At 34.4% G+C, this 16,747-nt stretch carries 14 protein-coding genes and 1 pseudogene; 2 read left to right on the top strand and 13 right to left on the bottom strand.

What is annotated here, in order from left to right; translation table 11 throughout:
- Positions 1 to 188: 188 nt before the first annotated feature.
- Positions 189 to 1,220, top strand: coding sequence for a hypothetical protein (locus G7050_RS14495; protein ID WP_166116680.1), 1,032 nt, complete (start codon positions 189 to 191; stop codon positions 1,218 to 1,220).
- 80 nt (positions 1,221 to 1,300) lie between these two features.
- On the opposite strand, the gene G7050_RS14490 is transcribed toward G7050_RS14495, so the two are convergent.
- From G7050_RS14490 to G7050_RS14450, 9 genes and pseudogenes are all read right to left on the bottom strand, one after another.
- A complete protein-coding gene (locus G7050_RS14490) occupies positions 1,301 to 2,113 on the bottom strand; it encodes a hypothetical protein (RefSeq protein WP_166116678.1) in 813 nt (270 codons plus the stop codon).
- A 63-nt stretch (positions 2,114 to 2,176) separates the two neighbouring features.
- Positions 2,177 to 2,257: pseudogene (locus G7050_RS18035) on the bottom strand (hypothetical protein); the annotation flags it as partial.
- 13 nt (positions 2,258 to 2,270) lie between these two features.
- A complete protein-coding gene (locus G7050_RS14480; protein WP_166116676.1) occupies positions 2,271 to 3,302 on the bottom strand; it encodes a hypothetical protein in 1,032 nt (343 codons plus the stop codon).
- 231 nt (positions 3,303 to 3,533) lie between these two features.
- A complete protein-coding gene (locus G7050_RS14475; protein WP_166116674.1) occupies positions 3,534 to 5,102 on the bottom strand; it encodes a SusD/RagB family nutrient-binding outer membrane lipoprotein in 1,569 nt (522 codons plus the stop codon).
- 11 nt (positions 5,103 to 5,113) lie between these two features.
- On the bottom strand, positions 5,114 to 8,518 hold the full coding sequence (locus G7050_RS14470; RefSeq protein ID WP_166116672.1) for a SusC/RagA family TonB-linked outer membrane protein: 3,405 nt from the start codon (positions 8,516 to 8,518) through the stop codon (positions 5,114 to 5,116).
- Positions 8,519 to 9,303: 785 nt separating this feature from the next.
- Complete coding sequence (tpx, locus tag G7050_RS14465; protein ID WP_166116670.1) at positions 9,304 to 9,804, bottom strand: thiol peroxidase; 501 nt, start codon at positions 9,802 to 9,804, stop codon at positions 9,304 to 9,306.
- 66 nt (positions 9,805 to 9,870) lie between these two features.
- Positions 9,871 to 10,506, bottom strand: a complete 636-nt coding sequence (locus G7050_RS14460; protein ID WP_166116668.1) for an NAD(P)H-dependent oxidoreductase — start codon at positions 10,504 to 10,506, stop codon at positions 9,871 to 9,873.
- 72 nt (positions 10,507 to 10,578) lie between these two features.
- Positions 10,579 to 11,016, bottom strand: a complete 438-nt coding sequence (locus G7050_RS14455) for a MarR family winged helix-turn-helix transcriptional regulator (RefSeq protein WP_166116666.1) — start codon at positions 11,014 to 11,016, stop codon at positions 10,579 to 10,581.
- Between the two features lie 313 nt (positions 11,017 to 11,329).
- A complete protein-coding gene (locus tag G7050_RS14450) occupies positions 11,330 to 11,605 on the bottom strand; it encodes a GlsB/YeaQ/YmgE family stress response membrane protein (RefSeq protein WP_166116664.1) in 276 nt (91 codons plus the stop codon).
- A gap of 289 nt (positions 11,606 to 11,894) precedes the next feature.
- Here G7050_RS14450 and G7050_RS14445 point away from each other — a divergent pair, with 289 nt between their 5' ends.
- Positions 11,895 to 12,413 (top strand): hypothetical protein, encoded by a 519-nt coding sequence (locus G7050_RS14445; protein WP_166116662.1) that lies wholly within the window; start codon positions 11,895 to 11,897, stop codon positions 12,411 to 12,413.
- A 59-nt stretch (positions 12,414 to 12,472) separates the two neighbouring features.
- Here G7050_RS14445 and G7050_RS14440 read toward each other — a convergent pair whose 3' ends face one another.
- From G7050_RS14440 to G7050_RS14425, 4 genes are all read right to left on the bottom strand, one after another.
- Positions 12,473 to 14,416: a heavy metal translocating P-type ATPase gene (locus tag G7050_RS14440; protein ID WP_166116660.1), complete on the bottom strand. Its 1,944-nt coding sequence runs from the start codon at positions 14,414 to 14,416 to the stop codon at positions 12,473 to 12,475.
- A 134-nt stretch (positions 14,417 to 14,550) separates the two neighbouring features.
- Positions 14,551 to 14,727, bottom strand: a complete 177-nt coding sequence (locus G7050_RS14435) for a histone H1 (protein ID WP_050708179.1) — start codon at positions 14,725 to 14,727, stop codon at positions 14,551 to 14,553.
- A 62-nt stretch (positions 14,728 to 14,789) separates the two neighbouring features.
- Positions 14,790 to 15,272: a hypothetical protein gene (locus tag G7050_RS14430; RefSeq protein WP_166116658.1), complete on the bottom strand. Its 483-nt coding sequence runs from the start codon at positions 15,270 to 15,272 to the stop codon at positions 14,790 to 14,792.
- 41 nt (positions 15,273 to 15,313) lie between these two features.
- Positions 15,314 to 16,657: a DEAD/DEAH box helicase gene (locus G7050_RS14425; protein ID WP_166116656.1), complete on the bottom strand. Its 1,344-nt coding sequence runs from the start codon at positions 16,655 to 16,657 to the stop codon at positions 15,314 to 15,316.
- Positions 16,658 to 16,747 lie beyond the last annotated feature (90 nt).

The following is a 16,747-nucleotide window of genomic DNA, read 5'->3' as shown; positions in this document are numbered from 1 at the left end:
CAATTTAACACCCTTAAAATACGTGTAAAGAATAGATATACAGCCTATTCTTTACACGTATTTTTAATAGAGAATCATCTACTAGCACCCAATCAAATTAACACTTAAATAGTCTTATTTTAACCTATATTTTTAAATTTTACAAAAATTACCTATCTTTGATATTCATACAAAATAATAACACTAAAATGAAATTCAGTAACCTTTTATTAATCTTATTAGTAATTTTCATGTCCTGCAGTGACGATACGTTTAATGAACCTACCGAGTCTAATCCTCTCCCCCCTCCTCCCGTAGAAAACGATTCAACTATTCCTTTAGTATTTTATGACAGTTTTGCAAATACATCAGCCGAGTATAAAGCCGTTAAAATTGGGGAATACCTTTGGATGAATAGTAATATTAATCATTGCCCAGGACAACCTTTTACAAAATCAGACATAGAGTTGATACTTACTAGATATAGGATGAATCCCCTAGCACTCAAAAATATAAGTATTGAGGACATTAATAAATATTGCGGTCCTTACTACGATCGTAATCGTTTTGAATACCTCGAAGATAAAAGCAAATGCGTTATCTATGAGGGCAAAGATAAAATACTGACTAATAATTGGAGCTCAGCATCTACTAAAGATTTCCAACAACTATTTGCCATGTGTGGCAATGGAAGTGAGCAAGATGTACGCCTTTCGTTAACAGTAAAAGCCGGTGAGAATCCGATATCTATACTAGGTTTAACTTATTGGTTTGGCCCTAACAACACAAATAAATATGGCTTCAATCTAATGCCTGGGGGAGCTCGTTTTAACGGACCGCAAGTTTGGGAACTAAAACATAATCACGAGGGTACAGACAATGAATTAATTAACGTTTCAACTGGCGATTTTTACGGATTCACACAAGCCGCTATGTGGCAAACATGGGACGGTAAAGTTTCTATAGATGACTACCCTCATGGAGATGTAGGCAAAACATGGCATTGGATGCCTATACGATGGTGCCGTAAACTAACAGATGAAGAACTTGGATATAAATTATATATCAATCAAACACAAACAGATATAAAAAAATTAAGTCTTACAGATTCTATTCCTGAGGGATATCAAGAATTACCAAATGGATATATCAGAGGCTTCTATGTTCAATTTATCATGAATAATCCAAATCCACAAAAAACAGTATCAGATATTGTTGCTATGGCTAAAATTCGACGATAAAACACGTGGCCTTCTTATAAAATTAAAAAGGTGAAACGCTGTAGTTTCACCTTTTTAATTTTATAATATACTTTTGTCTATTAAAGCTTTTCGACCTGCTTTTTCAGATGATCCCTGTAAAATAAATGATCTGCATCAGTTATAATATCCTCTTTTCTGAAATCTACGGCATATTTAATCAGGAAATCCATCATTAAATCCTTACTTACTGCCCTCTTATCACTAAGATAGTTAGCTAACTGCAACAAAAGGACTTTTTGTTTTTCGAGTGTCTCCTGTGCCAATTTTTCAGCTGCTTCTAATAAAGCCTTAGCTTCTCGATTTATACCTTCACGAGCATCATCAAAAATAATACTGGGAGTTTCATCCATATTCTCATTACCAAACAATGCTAACATATTTCCCATACCACATGCATAAAGAACATATGTTGCAAGCTTAGTTGCATTCTGTAAGTCGCTACTAGCACCCATAGTAATATTTTCATCACCAAAAATGATACGCTCGGCAACTAATCCTCCCATCAAAACCGCCAGACGATTTACAATTTCTTTCTTTGAGATATAATTCCATTGAGGACGTGCCAACACAAACCCTTGACTATTACTATCAGCTGTTACTGAAAATATCGAATCAGGTATGGTACGCATCAATATAGACGAAACAATAGCATGTCCACTCTCATGTACCGCTACAATAGCCTGTTCATCATTCAATTTTTCTTTACGTAACTTTCCTAATACCAAGGCTTGTTTATCAGTCCATGTATGAACTAACTTTTCGTCTTTATAAAACTTTATAATTAAAGAGACCGAATCACTGATCGATTCTGTTTCGTCAATTGCAAAATGCAACCTATCTACAAAATATCCATTGATATAAATCTCATTCAAAATTTTACCTAAACGAGCATTCACAATCTGTTGTACGGTAGTAAATAAAGGCCGAGTTCCTTGTGTCGGGTAAACCCCTTCTTCATAAATAAGGTTATTTATTCCCTTATCAAAAGTCAGATCAAAATGATAAATTGTTTTAATCTTCTTTTTTATTTTAGATAACTCTAAATCTATTATCTGATGAAAAGCTTCCGATGTAAAAGATGGGTAAATAATATGAATATTGCCTAGTTTTCAACGATTGCTTATTAAACTCATCAGCATTCATATCCGGATTAAAATCATGAGTCATAGAATATACTTCATCCAGATTTCCCATAATAAATACCAAGGCCTTAGAACAGTCTACAGTTTTAGGCTTCAATGTTTTTTTATACAATTGAATCAAATATTCAATTGTACTCTCTCCGTCCAGATCATTCAGTTTTTCTCTCAACTCACTTTTCGAAAGAAACATATCTGAAACAGCATAAAAGATATTATTCAGATTTACTTCAGGAACAAAGTACAATTTCTTTTCATTCTTTGTTTTTAAAGATTCATCTCCATCATCGTCATCATTATCATCTTCTTCCGATAGTTCCAGTATATCTTTATGTATCTCATAGTTTTCCGTAACTACTCCTTTAGCAACTTCAACACCTTTATTTAATGCTAAATCAAGCTTCTTTATTAATTTACTAAATACACCTATATTATAGTTGAAATCTATTAAATCAAACTTTCCACTATCCAATAAATCCCAAATGGCACGGGATGAAGATTTATCTATCTCTTCCTGCTTCTCATTTATAGTTCGTGCAAATTGAAATTCATCTAAGCCAATTATAAAGGGTTCTTTATCACAATTTTCGTATATCTCCTTAAAAGAATCCTGTATATCGAAGTACTTACCTGTACTTTCACCTAAGTCAAAACGATAATACCGCTCATTATAATCTATCAATTGAGAAAAACGTTTTACCAGTGATGTTTTTCCAATTCCGGTTAATCCCCATAAATTGATAATAACAGGTTTCTCCTGCATTTCAGGGAAAAACAGCCACGAGCCAATCGCATCTGCAATTTGATCTATAACATTATCAATACCTATAAATTCGCTCTTCAATTGCACAATGGCATTATCCAATAAATTCTTCTTCTCTAATAAATTCTTACGATATTCTTCTATATTATTATCTTTCATATACTTTTTAGTACTTTCAATTATCTTTTATTAGGTTCTAGTTCCAAAACTACATCTAAATAATCAAAATTTAATGACCTTTCAATTATACCTTCATCTAAAATTTTATAGCACTCAAAATTTAGATCATACAAAAGTAAGCATATATAGTGCAATAAAAGAATATCAAAAAAAAAAGAAGCTATTCCTAGTGAAATAGCTTCTCTTTAAATTATATTGTAAAATTCATCATCACTTCACATCCCAAAATATTTTAGTATCACGGGTATCTTTAGCCTGTACATCTTTATAATTAGGATTATAAGCTGTTTCTGCTATCGGATATTGTAAGCGCGTAGGTGGTTGAGCATATCCAGGTTCCATGCCAGCCGAAGGAAAAGGCAATAGCTTTGGATATTTTGTACGACGATATTCTGTCCAAGTCTCAATTGATTGTAACCAACCTAAATGAAGCCACTTTTGCGTACCAATCAGTTCTAATCTTGCATCAGCTGAGCCTGTATAAGGAACTCGCTCTGTAACAAACTTATTTATAATATCATCAGAAGGTTTCACCTCCAGACGAAATCCTCCACCTGCTGAAGTGTTACTTGCTGTATTATTCAAATAATAGTAAAAAGATACCGACTGTTTGATAGCTGTTTCATACGCTGTTTTTGCTTTTTCAGTATCCCCCCAACGTTGTTGAGCTTCAGCTTTAATAAAATTCACTTCGGATGCCGTCATTCGTACCCCTGGTATATTTTTATTCTGCCAAACAGTAGTTGAATCCCAGCATGAATAGTCTGAAGATAGAGATGATATAGACTCACTAGGCGTATTTATAGGTAATCCTTTATATTCAGATAAACCATTTTTATCAAAGAGCACATCTATACGAACATCCTGCGTTGGAAGCATCAATTTATTCAACATAAAATCAGGAGCAATTTGCGTACTACCTTCAGACAAAGCTTGTTTCAAGTTTTCAATATTAGTAGTAAGTGGTGCATTCAATATATCCCCTGTTGCAGGATTATAATTAGGATTATTATCTCCATCAATCAAAGGATAATCAGAACCATTTAGCATTGCCATAATTTTCTCCTTCGCATAGTTTTCATCCACATACGACATGTGAATAAGCAATCTCAATCGAATAGAGTTAGCATACTTTCTCCATTTAGCAATATTACCACTCAATAAGATATCTTGTTTACTAAAAGCAGTTGTAGTAGTAGCTGTTTTAAAATATGTATTCACAGCATCCAAATCATCAATCATCATTCGATACAATCCTTCTTGGTCATCAAATTTTGCTGCTGTACTTACACTCGTAAGTTGCAAGCTTCCTGCTTCAGAAAAAGGAATATCACCAAGCATATCTACCAGAGTTCCTGCATAGTCATACAAAACAACTCTAGCTGCAGCAAAAAACACAGCATTTGAAGCCTGATCATCTGGCGAGAGAGATTTATTTATATTTTCCATCTGGCGATACATTGCCATAGGCCCCCCATATTCTGGAGTATAGAAATCTCTCCAATATTCACTTACATATTGTTCAGTCTGATGATATTGCTTACTGCCATTGGGCATGATAAAAGTTTGCGAATACCGTCCTGCATGTTCAACAGCAATAGTTCTCACATGCCAGTATTCAGTTCTCATTCTCTGATTATTCAATATAGCTGTAAAAAGAGTCGAGACATTTCCTTGCGTTGTCTTTTCCGGATCCAAAAATTTATCCTCCGGATTACAACTTGGCGTCACAATTAATAGTGACAATAATGCACAAGCTATTATATATATTCGTTTCATCTTCATTGTCTTTAAAATTTAGCATTTAATGAGAATCCAAAAGTTCTGGATGCCATAGAAGCACCACTATCAACACCTTGTGACCACCATCTAGATCCAATAGAAGCTTCAGGATCTATATCCTTTGCAGTTTTGTAGATATAGAATAAATTTCTGGCAAATAAAGAAAAGCGTAAATTCGACATGAATATCTTACTCGCATAAGCCGCAGGGATATTATATCCTAGAGTAATTTCACGAAATTTAATGAAATCATTGTCAAATACCATACCTTCCTCATTCCATGCATCTTTACCCCAATAAAAAGTATTTATATAGTAATCTGCTGCAGAAATAATTTTGGTATTTTTATCGCCTGTATTTACATTCACACCTTCAAGGATAAGACCATCATTACGTTGATATTGTTTTCCGTCATCACCAATAAAAGTCCAAGCCATACCTCCGTTTTCGGCATCTCTATATTTCATAGTCTTCTCTAATAACCCAGCCCCGGTAGAATATTTTGTACCTTGAGATACAATTTTACCACCAAAGCGATAATCAATAGTGAAATCTAAAGAGAAGTTCTTATAATTGAATGTATTTGACCATCCTCCAATAACATCGGGCATAATATTACCTACTTTCTCATACTTAGTTTCATCCATAATATATAAACCTTCGTTGCTAATCAGTAGCTCCCCTTTATCATTCCTTTTACGAGGAAAGGCATAAATATTACCTAATTTTTCACCCGGTTTTGCGGAAATCTTTATACTGGACTGTTCTTCATTCCAGAATACAAGTTCAGGAACTTGATCTGCTAATGCGTATACTTTCGATTGGTTGAAAGACCAGTTTAAGCGAGTAGTCCATCTGAAATCTCCTATAAATGGAGTAATGCTTGTTGCTATCTCCAAACCTTGACTGCCAATTTCTCCAACATTCATTACTTGACTACGAGCACCACTTGACAAAGGAACAGCTACTTCCATTATCTGATCTTTTACTCGGTTTGTATAATAACTTACATCAAAGCTGATACGGTCATCCCAGAAACGGCTTTCAAGACCAAATTCCCACTCATGCTTCATCTCAGCAGTTAAGTTCAAATTACCATAAGCGTTATTCATTGTTAGTGCTGCTACAGAACCATTATTTGCAGTCTGTAAAGATCTCTGATCATACGCAACATTAGCAATATACATAAGTGGAGAGTTACCCACAACACCATAAGATGCTCTAACCTTACCATAAGTTAACCAAGAGGGTGTCTGAAAAGCATCAGTAAAAACCCAGCTACCATTAGTTGAAGTATAGAAGTAACTATTATTATCTGGAGGAAGACTTGACGCATACTCCTGTCTTGCTGTCATCTCTAAGAACAACATATCTTTATATGCAAGATTCAGGATTCCCAAATAAGCATATTTTAGTAAACTGGCTCTTGAAGATTTTGAATCTATAATTCCATAAGAATTCTTTAAAGAAAACCAGTTTTCAGCATTCAACCCACTAGTTGTAGAGGCGGTCTGCGTTCTATAATCTTCTTGTCGACCTTGCATACCACCAGCAATAGTAAACCCAAAATCAGGAGACAACTTTTCTGAATAGGAAAGTAAAGCATCACCATAGATGATCGAATACTGATTACTTGTTACTGCATATCCTCCACTACTATTATTAGTGTTGTAAATAATAGGGTACTCAGTATACTTTTCGTCTTGAATATTTATTCCTGTATAATCATTTCCGATACGTCCTCTGAATTTCAATTTACCATTACCTAATAAATCCCAATTCAAATTAGCACTACTCATGAAACGATTCTCTGTTTCATCATAATTATTGCGGAGTCTACCCCAAAAATAATCCATTAATGTTGCGGAATTCGTATTATAAGTAAGGTGATCCATACCTGGTCTACTTAGCCTATCTGCATATGTTACAAACTTATACCCGTTAGCATCTTTATATCGATCCAATAAATTATCTATGCTTTCCGCTCTATTGATCATACCTCCATAGTTATTGAAAATACGATCCATATATTCCGGACGGTTATGAGTTTTTGTATTCATATAGTTTGCAACAACATCTACTGTTACATCTTTAGAAACATTTACTACCGAATTTAAATTGAAAGTATTTCTTTGTTGCTCCGAACCTCGTTGAGTTCCAGTATAATCTAAGCGGGTATATGATAAACGATAATTAACTTTGTCCGTTTGTTTAGATAAAGCTAAATTTAGAACAGATCCATATCCTACTTGAAAAACATCTTTAAGATTATTTCCATCTTTCGCAGCATACGAACGTGTAGTTCCATCCCACCAACTCACTTCTCGACCATCATATTTTGGTCCAAATTGAGCCCATGCAGAAAACCATGGACGTAGTCCATTGTTTACAGTTGAGTTAGTATCAGACAACCAACCATCAATATTTCCATTACTTAAATTTGTGGCTGGATCGTATCCTGGTCCATATACTTTTTGATAATTAGGTAAAGAAGATACGCTTTCAAAAGCTCCATTATAGTTAAGCTCAATACCTAAACCGTCACCTCTAGAACCTTTTTTAGTTGTAATAACAACAACTCCAGATGCTGCATCAGAACCATATAATGCAGATGCACTAGCACCTTTAAGGATAGTCATAGACTCTATATCCTGAGGGTTGATATCTAAAGCTCCATTACCTCGAATTTTTTGATCTGTCCAATAACCTGCATTATTAGTTCCGTCTTTTCCGTTTTGTCCATCATTACGAATCATGATACCATCAACAACATAAAGAGGTTGCTGATTAAAATTCAAAGAGTTCACACCACGAATCTGAACATTCACAGCACTGGTTGCACCACCAGGAGCAGCATTAATTCTAACACCAGCAGCCTTACCATACATCGCCGAAGCAAAGTTAGTCGTTCCCGACTCAGTTAATTGTTTTGCTGAAATAGAACTTACAGAATATCCGATTTCTTTAGGAGGACGTTGTACTCCGATAGGAGCTGTAACAACTACTGTAGAAAGAATTTGAGAATCATCTTCCATAACAATAGTAAGTGTAGTATTATTTCCTACAGTTACTTTTTGAGAAGTATATCCAACATAAGTAAATTCCAATACTGACCCTACTCGTGGTACGTTTATTGTAAAATTACCATCAAAATCCGTAGCTGTACCAATAGAAGTACCTGCTACTTTCACGCTTACCCCAATAAGAGGTTCATTGTTAGAATCTACGACAGATCCTTTTACCACAATCTGCTTTCCATCTTGGAGTACTTGCTCTTCATTTACTTTTTCGTCTGCTAAGATAGGATTAGCACCAACATTAGGTACTGCCCAAACAGAAAAAAAGAGAAACGCAAACAAAACCCGCTTAACTGCCATAGGCGTTTGCGCAAGGTTAATAGCCTTTTTCTTCATAGAAAATTAGTTTTAATTAAATTCAGATTTATTAATCAATCTAGTTCCGTTCAGCAAATATAAATACAAAAAAAATATAAAAAAAAGATTTTACAGATTATTTTTTTAACAATAACCCCCTAGTAATTAAAGCAAAAACTGGCTCTACCAAAGAGTTTCAAGTGGTTTTAAGCGAGATTTTCACTTTTAACTAAAAGATACAATAAGCAACATATAATTGTGAAACTCCATGATAACCACAAGAACAGATCGACTACATCCTTCTATAAACAAGGCATTTAACAGAATTAACAACACCTCAAGAATACAATAATAAAATCTAGAAAAAGATGTTAATTAACTTAATATGTTATATAACATCTCGCAAATAAATCATTTTGACAGCAACAAAAACATTTCAAAAAAACACAATAATCAGGAAATAATAATCAGAAATAAATAATAAAAAAGATAAAACCATCCAGAAGTATCATAAACATTCAATAAAATAATCATTATAACAAAGTAAAACTATATGGTCAAAGCTTTAATAGTTTAAAAAAGCCTAGTTAAAAACAATGTGCAGTCACTAAAAGAAGTAAAAAGACAAAATGCTTATTTAGTATAAATATGAACTGGAAATAATCCGGGAACAATTCAGAAAATATGTGCATAAAAAGAATAAGGTAAGCTGTACAGCTTACCTTACTAATATAAATGAATTTCAAATTTTCTTAAGAATATTATTTTCTAAATATTCTAGTTTAGCTATCGGACTAAACCGCTTAACTGGAAAATAATAAAGATTATTTCAACACAGCTAACGCAGCCTCGTAATTAGGCTCATTTTTGATTTCAGAAACCAGTTCAGTAAACAAAACTTCACCTTCAGGGTTTATGACAACCAAAGATCTGGCAAGTAACCCTTTCAAAGGGCCATCTACTAACAAAACTCCATAATCTTTACCAAAAGCCTCATCTCTGAATACTGATACAGGAACAACATTCTCGATACCTTCTGCTGTACAAAATCTGCCTGCTGCAAATGGTAAGTCTGCAGAAATAGCTAATACTACTGTATTTGATAAGCTTGCAGCCTCTTTATTAAATCTTCTTACCGAAGCAGCACAAGTACTTGTATCTAAACTTGGGAAAATATTTAAGACTACATTTTTACCTTTAAGATCCGATAGAGATAATTCTGATAAATCTTGTTTCACCAATGTAAAAGCTGCTGCTTTAGTTTTTAAAGCCGGTAAACTACCTATTGTATTTACCGCCTGACCGCCTAATGTAATTTGTGACATTTGAGTTATATTTTATAAGTGAATATTTAGTGCAGACTATTCTGCATTTCGTTTAATTTTAAAAGCTTATTTTATTTCAATAATAAATTCGGATTGAGGATGTCTTGCCTTCTTCATGTTCACCAACCAGTCGTTAGCTTCATCTCTATAACCTAACGGTAGCATAGTTACACTTCTTAATCCTTTCTCACTAAGGTTCAGCAACTTATCTAAAGCATCATTGTCAAACCCTTCCATAGGGGTAGTATCCACTTTAAGTTCGGCAGCCATTGCTATTGCATAAGCAAAGGCAATATACGATTGGCGGGCTGCATGAGCAAAATTTTCTTCGTCAGGACGAGGCAAATAAATCGATTTTAAACGATCTGTATAATCCTTGTATCTATCAGCCGGTTGTTCTCTAGCCTCAGTAGTAATACCATATATATGATCTATCCGTTCTTCGGTGTAATTATCCCATGCAGCAAAGACTAACAAATGCGAACAATCTGCAACTTGCTGCTGTTCCCAAGCGATAGGAACTATTTCTTTTTTCACCTTTTCATTAGTTATGACAATAACTTTAAATGGTTGCAATCCTGATGAAGTTGGAGCCATTCTGGCAGCTTCTACAATTTGATCTACTAATTTTTGATCTACTTTCTTTGACGGATCAAATTTCTTTGTGGCATATCGCCATTTTGCTTGTTCTAATAAACTCATCTTATTTATAATATATAATTTACATTTTTAAAATTATGTGTATAGAGTATTTTACCGATAATCAAAAAAGCACTATAGCTTACATTTTGTAGTGGTCAATAATATCTTCTTCAATTGATCACGCAATGTTGTCAATTGTTCATCATCAGTTTCGAGTTGTTCTTTCAGATGTAGAGGAATATCCTGTGCCTGCTCTTTAAGGCTTTCACCCTTATCGGAGAGTATAATATCTACTACCCTCTCATCTATACAAGATCGTTTTCTCGAAAGCAACCCGTTAGCTTCCATCCTTTTTAATAATGGCGTTAATGTTCCACTATCAAGCCAAAGTAGTTCTCCTATACATTTTACGCTAGCCGACTTATGCTCCCACAGAACCAACATAACCAGATATTGGGGATAAGTTAACCCCATTTTTTCCAGATAAGGCCTGTATAAAGCTGCCATCTGCCTAGCTAAAGCATAGATAGGAAAACACAATTGATTTTCGAGTTTTAAATAATCTGTCATAACAATACATCCATTTCAGTTTTACAAAATTATATTGCACACAATCTAATTTAAAATATTTCTAGTTAAAGATTGTAAACTAAACAATGATTGTATCTATAAGAATATATATGCTATTTATAAGGTAAGACTAAGACATATTAAAAATAAGGATATATAAAGAAAGATTGAAAACGAAAAAGTGCGCAATCAAGATTTTGAATTACGCACCCTCAGTATTGAGTAAAATAAAAGAAAAGAAATTGAATAACTAAACTAAATACAGTGTGAAATATGTATGGCTTTATTTTTCACTAGCAAAAGATTTGTACTCTCAACTTTGTTGTTTCTTGTTTACCCTAAATGCCGTATACAGGAAAATAGCTGCAACGATTGCCGAAGTAGCATAACCAATAAGAACAGTAGAAGTTAATGAATCATAGTCTAACCTAAATAAATTAAGAATAAATGACCCGCTTAAAGCACCTACCATTCCAATAGCGAAACTGGTAAATAAACCCAGTTTGTTCTTTTTGGGAAGCTTATTGGCTATAAATCCGATGAGAATACCTATCGTTATTGATCCTATGACGTCGAACCCTGTTTCCATTTTATTTTTATATTATGTCTCTTCGTTATTTAGCTTTTACAAAAGGTATAACATAGTTCTCATTTATTTTGTTTACTTCAAAATAGTTAAAATTGATAAGAACAACATAAGATTCTCAGGCTCAGAAGAAAGAAATTACTGTAATTTACTTTTAGATTATACCTGAAAAGACACAATACAAAGCGAATCATAAATCATTCAACAAATGAATTAAAAAGAAAGGCTGATGATAAATAATAAAAAAAGTATTAATTTTGAAATAAGTTCAAACTATATAACACAACAATTTATGACAAAAAAGATACTAATATTAATCCTTTTCACATTAAACATAACAGCTTACGCACAAAATACATATAGCCAAACGGAAGTCGACCTAAAACTAGAACTTCAAAAAAAGGAATTGGATGAAAAGCTGAAAGAGCTAAAAAATGAGAAAGACAAGGCCGACATCAAAATGATAGAGCAAGACAAGCGCTTAGAAGAAACTCAAGGACGTCTGGCTAAAATTATAGATGTATTCGGACTTATAATTGCCGGATTGACAATACTAGCCACTATAGCCGGATTTTTCATGGACAAAAACAATAAAAAGAAAAGGAAGGAAATTGAAGATGAATTTGACAGGCTTAAAATAGAAAGCGAAAAACAAATTGACTTAATCAGACAACATGCACTGCTTGTTGTTGAAAAAGCTCAATTAATCGTAGAAAAGACAGCGCTCGAAATAGATCTGATAAAAGACGAGGCCAATATTTCATTAACTGAAATAAGAAAAAGAAAAAAGTCAGAGAATAACAATCAGTAAAATAGATTCTATTCTACATAAAACAGCAGCGGGATGAAATCAATCATCCCGCTGCTGTTTTAAAAATTCTTCCTTAAAATACGCATGGCATTTAATATTGCCAATAAAGCAACACCTACATCTGCAAAGACAGCCTCCCACATGGTAGCTACTCCCACAGCACCAAATGACAATACCACAAGCTTAACTCCAAAAGCCAATATAATATTTTGAATTACGATTTGTTTTGTTGATTTTGCAATACGCATTGCTGTAATTATCTTAGAGGGATGATCAGTCTGTATTACTACGTCAGCAACCTCTATTGCCGCATCCGATCCCATACCTCCCATTGCTATCCCAATATCGCTTAGAGCTAAAACGGGTGCATCATTTATACCATCACCTACAAAAGCTATAACATTTGCTTTATCGCTCTTCAACTGCTCAACATGCCTCACTTTATCTTCAGGTAAAAGATCGCCGTAGGCACTATCCACACCTAGCTCTCCTGCTATTTTTTGAGTAATCGATGATTTATCACCACTCAACATAATGGTTTTAATCCCCTGCTTATGCATTTCTGAAATCGCCAAAAGAGAGTCTTCTTTAAGCTCATCAGCAATAGTTATATAACCTGCATATCGATTATCAAGAGCAACTATCACGACAGATTCAATAATGGAATCAATATTAGTATCGTATTCGATTCCATACTTACGCATCATTTTAGAGTTTCCAATGATAACCTTTTTATCATCAACATAACCTTGAAGTCCATATCCTGCAATTTCTTTTACATCTTTTGCTTGGTAAGTGGTCGATTTTCCATTTACGACACTATGCTCTACTATCGCTTTTGCAATTGGATGGGTAGAAAGTTGTTCTACAGCCGCAACTATCCCCATAAACTCAATCGGATCATATGCTGGACAAACAATACGCTGTACTTTAAATACTCCTTTAGTCAAAGTTCCTGTTTTATCCATCACCACAGTATTTACAGAAGTCATTAGATCCATATAATTGGCTCCTTTAAATAAAATACCATGACGTGAAGCGGCACCTATTCCACCGAAATATCCCAAAGGAATAGAGATTACCAAAGCACAAGGACAAGAGATTACCAGAAAGACAAGAGCACGATATAACCAGTCGTCGAAAACATAATTACTAACCACAAAATACGGTATCACAGTTATGGCTAATGCCAGAAAGAAAACAATAGGTGTGTATATCCGTGCAAATTTACGGATCAACAATTCGGTTTTTGCTTTACGGGAAGTGGCATCTTGTACCATTTCCAATATTTTAGCAAGCGAACTATCTGCATATTTTTTCTCTACTTTTATTTCAATTACCTTATCGAGATTAAGCATACCGGCCAATATCTTTTCGCCCTCACGTATAGTTTTAGGTTTACTCTCTCCTGTTAAAGCGGAAGTATTGAAACTACCGGCTTCAGACAATAGAACTCCATCTAAAGGAATCTTTTCACCGGCTTTTACCTGAATAATCTCTCCTATGGCAACTGTTTCAGGGGAAACAGCCTGAAAAGTACCTGACCTTAATACATTTGCCTTATCAGGACGAATATCCAATAAAGCTTTAATATTGCTTTTAGCTTTATTTACAGCTGATTCCTGAAACAACTCACCTACTGAGTAGAATAACATAACTGCTACACCTTCGGGATATTCTCCTATAAAGAAAGCACCCAGAGTAGCAATAACCATTAATGTAAATTCATTAAAAAAATCGAATTCTTTTATAGCTCCATATGCTTCTTTTATGACAGGAAATCCGACAGGGATATAAGCAATAATATACCATGCCAAGCATAGGTATCCAGAGAAGAAACTTATTGAACTTAAATTATCGAGAAAGATTCCTGTAAGAAGTAAAAGGAAGCTAAAGATTGCGGGGGTATATCTTCTCCAAGCAGCTACACTTTCGCCGTTTCCATGCGAATGGGATCCGCAGCAATGATCTTCAGAATGTGTCGGTTGAATTATATTTGCCATTTTGTTTATCATTTTATTTATCTGACAACAAAATTAAGGCTTAATATCCGCAACCAGGTTGCAAATATTTAATGGGTATTGATTCACATCAAAAAAAGAAAGAGGTACTTTTCAGCACCTCTTTTGTTCTCTTCTTATTTCTTAGACTCTTCAATAGAGATTTTACGAAACTCTTTCAGAGATTTTTCAATAGCTAATGAAGCTTTTCTTGCACGTGTTCCTGCAGCTTTATTTCCGCTTTCAGCTTGTTGTCCTGCGTCTTTAGTAAATTCTGCGATTAGTGCGTTCAAGTTGTCTAATAATTCTTTCATAATCATATTTATTTTTTTAATTCGGGCAAAGGTAATAGAAACAATATAAATTCGAAATTTTTTTAATTCGAATTTTCTTTGTATTTGTCAAGTAAATTATATACAATATCCTTTTTATCTTCCGCCAGATAATACCACTTGTTCTTATATTTAGTTCTGCCGTTTTCTTTCCAGACCATCAACCAGTCATTCTCCTCCAGCGTTTTGCCTTTATTATAAAGAATAATAGTGTATTCGGGTGCTTGCATTTTCACCATAATATTGCTATTATTGAATACTGTATCATATTGAGCAGTAGACAACATATCACCTAATGATATACAATCATCGTTCGTTATAACTTTTGTAGCACCACTATCGAAGAGACGAACCATAGAATCTATTTTCGAAACATCAATAGATATTTTAAGACTATCTTCAATAGCCAACTCCGAAATACCGGCAGGAGCAGGTACTGATTGTTCTGATTTTTTCGAATTACACGAAGTCAATATACTTCCCAAAACGAATATGTAAATAAATAAATGCCTCAAATATTTTTTCATTGTTTTAAGTGATTTACAGAAATTCAATTTACAGATCGTTTTTAATCCTCTTTCTTTATTACATTTCGGGCAACTTCTATCTTGTATTTCTTGCCTTTCATTTTTTCATCCCTGACAATTGCTAAAAGCTCCTTCACTTTAGATGAACGGACAGCCACAAACGAAATAAAATCTTTCACTTCTATTAATCCCAAGTCGTCTTTATCAAGTTTTCCTTTTTGTAAAAAGAAACCTACAATATCACTCTTATTCAACTTATTCTTTTTACCTCCACTTACATAGATAGTCTGAAATTCGGGGCGATCCGGCAAAGGCTTGCCCGCCTGTACGCTAAATACTTTAATATGCGTAGGTATATAATCAGGAGTTTTTTCATCCTTATGTAACAAAATATATGCAGTACCTTGAGCATGCATACGAGCCGTACGACCATTGCGGTGCATAAATTCGGTTTCCTTTGCAGGAAGATGATAGTGCACTACGTGTTTCATTTCGGGAATATCCAATCCTCGGGCTGCCAAATCGGTAGTAACTAAATAACGCAAACTGTAATTACGGAATTGAATAAGTATTCTTTCCCGATCATCCTGATCCATTCCGCCATGATAATAACCTGTTTGTATACCTTTTTCCGTCAGCATATTGCTTATACGTTCGGCGACTTCACGGTGGTTACAGAAAATCAGAGCAGGCTCCGATTTAAAGGCACAGATCAATTGAAACAGCGTTTCTATTTTATCCTTTTCGGGCGAAATAACAAGTCTTACCGAAAGCCCGTCATTCGATTCCTCTTTGGTATAATCTAATACTTTGGGCGATATTACTTGCGTAAATTCGGGAATCTCGACATCAGATGTTGCCGAAGTCAGAATTCGCTTTTCCAGATTAGGTAATTGACCAATGATATAACTCATTTCGTCTTGAAACCCCATTTGAAGCGATTTATCGAACTCATCCAGAACAAGTGTATGAATTGCTTCCGTTGTAAATGATTCTCTCTCCAGATGGTCTTTTAGCCTGCCCGGTGTCCCGATGAGTAGAGCGGGAGGATTGCTGAGGTTACGCAATTCTGTATCTATGGAGTGACCTCCATAGCACACATTTATTTTGTAACCTGTACCCATCTTTTTCCATACCTGTTCAATCTGGATAGCTAGTTCACGAGAAGGAACAATAATCAATGCCTGTACTGTTTTTACATCCTCTTTGAGCAATTCCAAAACAGGCAATAAAAAAGCGACCGTCTTACCCGATCCTGTGGGCGACAGCAGTATAGTATTACTACTCGAACTTAATATGGCAGCCTTAGCAGCAATCTGCATCTCATTCAGGGTCTCAATTCCCAGATTCGATAATATTGTAGTTGTTTTATTTTCGGTATTCATACAACAAAGGTAAACTAATGTGTCGTATTTTTTATGTTTAAATCTTAAAACCCTATGCTTTTTCCGGTTAAGATAAGAAAATATAGATAC

This window comes from Dysgonomonas sp. HDW5A (genome assembly GCF_011299555.1).
GTDB lineage: Bacteria > Bacteroidota > Bacteroidia > Bacteroidales > Dysgonomonadaceae > Dysgonomonas_A.
This window is presented reverse-complemented; position numbering and strand designations above follow the sequence as displayed.

What these genes read in the sequence shown, in the direction of transcription:
- G7050_RS14430 (WP_166116658.1), bottom strand. Translation starts at nt 15,272, where the DNA reads ATGAAAAAATATTTGAGGCATTTATTTATTTACATATTCGTTTTGGGA.
- G7050_RS14455 (WP_166116666.1), bottom strand. Translation starts at nt 11,016, where the DNA reads ATGACAGATTATTTAAAACTCGAAAATCAATTGTGTTTTCCTATCTAT.
- G7050_RS14460 (WP_166116668.1), bottom strand. Translation starts at nt 10,506, where the DNA reads ATGAGTTTATTAGAACAAGCAAAATGGCGATATGCCACAAAGAAATTT.
- G7050_RS14475 (WP_166116674.1), bottom strand. Translation starts at nt 5,102, where the DNA reads ATGAAACGAATATATATAATAGCTTGTGCATTATTGTCACTATTAATT.
- G7050_RS14445 (WP_166116662.1), top strand. Translation starts at nt 11,895, where the DNA reads ATGACAAAAAAGATACTAATATTAATCCTTTTCACATTAAACATAACA.
- G7050_RS14425 (WP_166116656.1), bottom strand. Translation starts at nt 16,657, where the DNA reads ATGAATACCGAAAATAAAACAACTACAATATTATCGAATCTGGGAATT.
- G7050_RS14435 (WP_050708179.1), bottom strand. Translation starts at nt 14,727, where the DNA reads ATGAAAGAATTATTAGACAACTTGAACGCACTAATCGCAGAATTTACT.
- G7050_RS14470 (WP_166116672.1), bottom strand. Translation starts at nt 8,518, where the DNA reads ATGAAGAAAAAGGCTATTAACCTTGCGCAAACGCCTATGGCAGTTAAG.
- tpx (WP_166116670.1), bottom strand. Translation starts at nt 9,804, where the DNA reads ATGTCACAAATTACATTAGGCGGTCAGGCGGTAAATACAATAGGTAGT.
- G7050_RS14440 (WP_166116660.1), bottom strand. Translation starts at nt 14,416, where the DNA reads ATGGCAAATATAATTCAACCGACACATTCTGAAGATCATTGCTGCGGA.
- G7050_RS14450 (WP_166116664.1), bottom strand. Translation starts at nt 11,605, where the DNA reads ATGGAAACAGGGTTCGACGTCATAGGATCAATAACGATAGGTATTCTC.
- G7050_RS14480 (WP_166116676.1), bottom strand. Translation starts at nt 3,302, where the DNA reads ATGAAAGATAATAATATAGAAGAATATCGTAAGAATTTATTAGAGAAG.
- G7050_RS14495 (WP_166116680.1), top strand. Translation starts at nt 189, where the DNA reads ATGAAATTCAGTAACCTTTTATTAATCTTATTAGTAATTTTCATGTCC.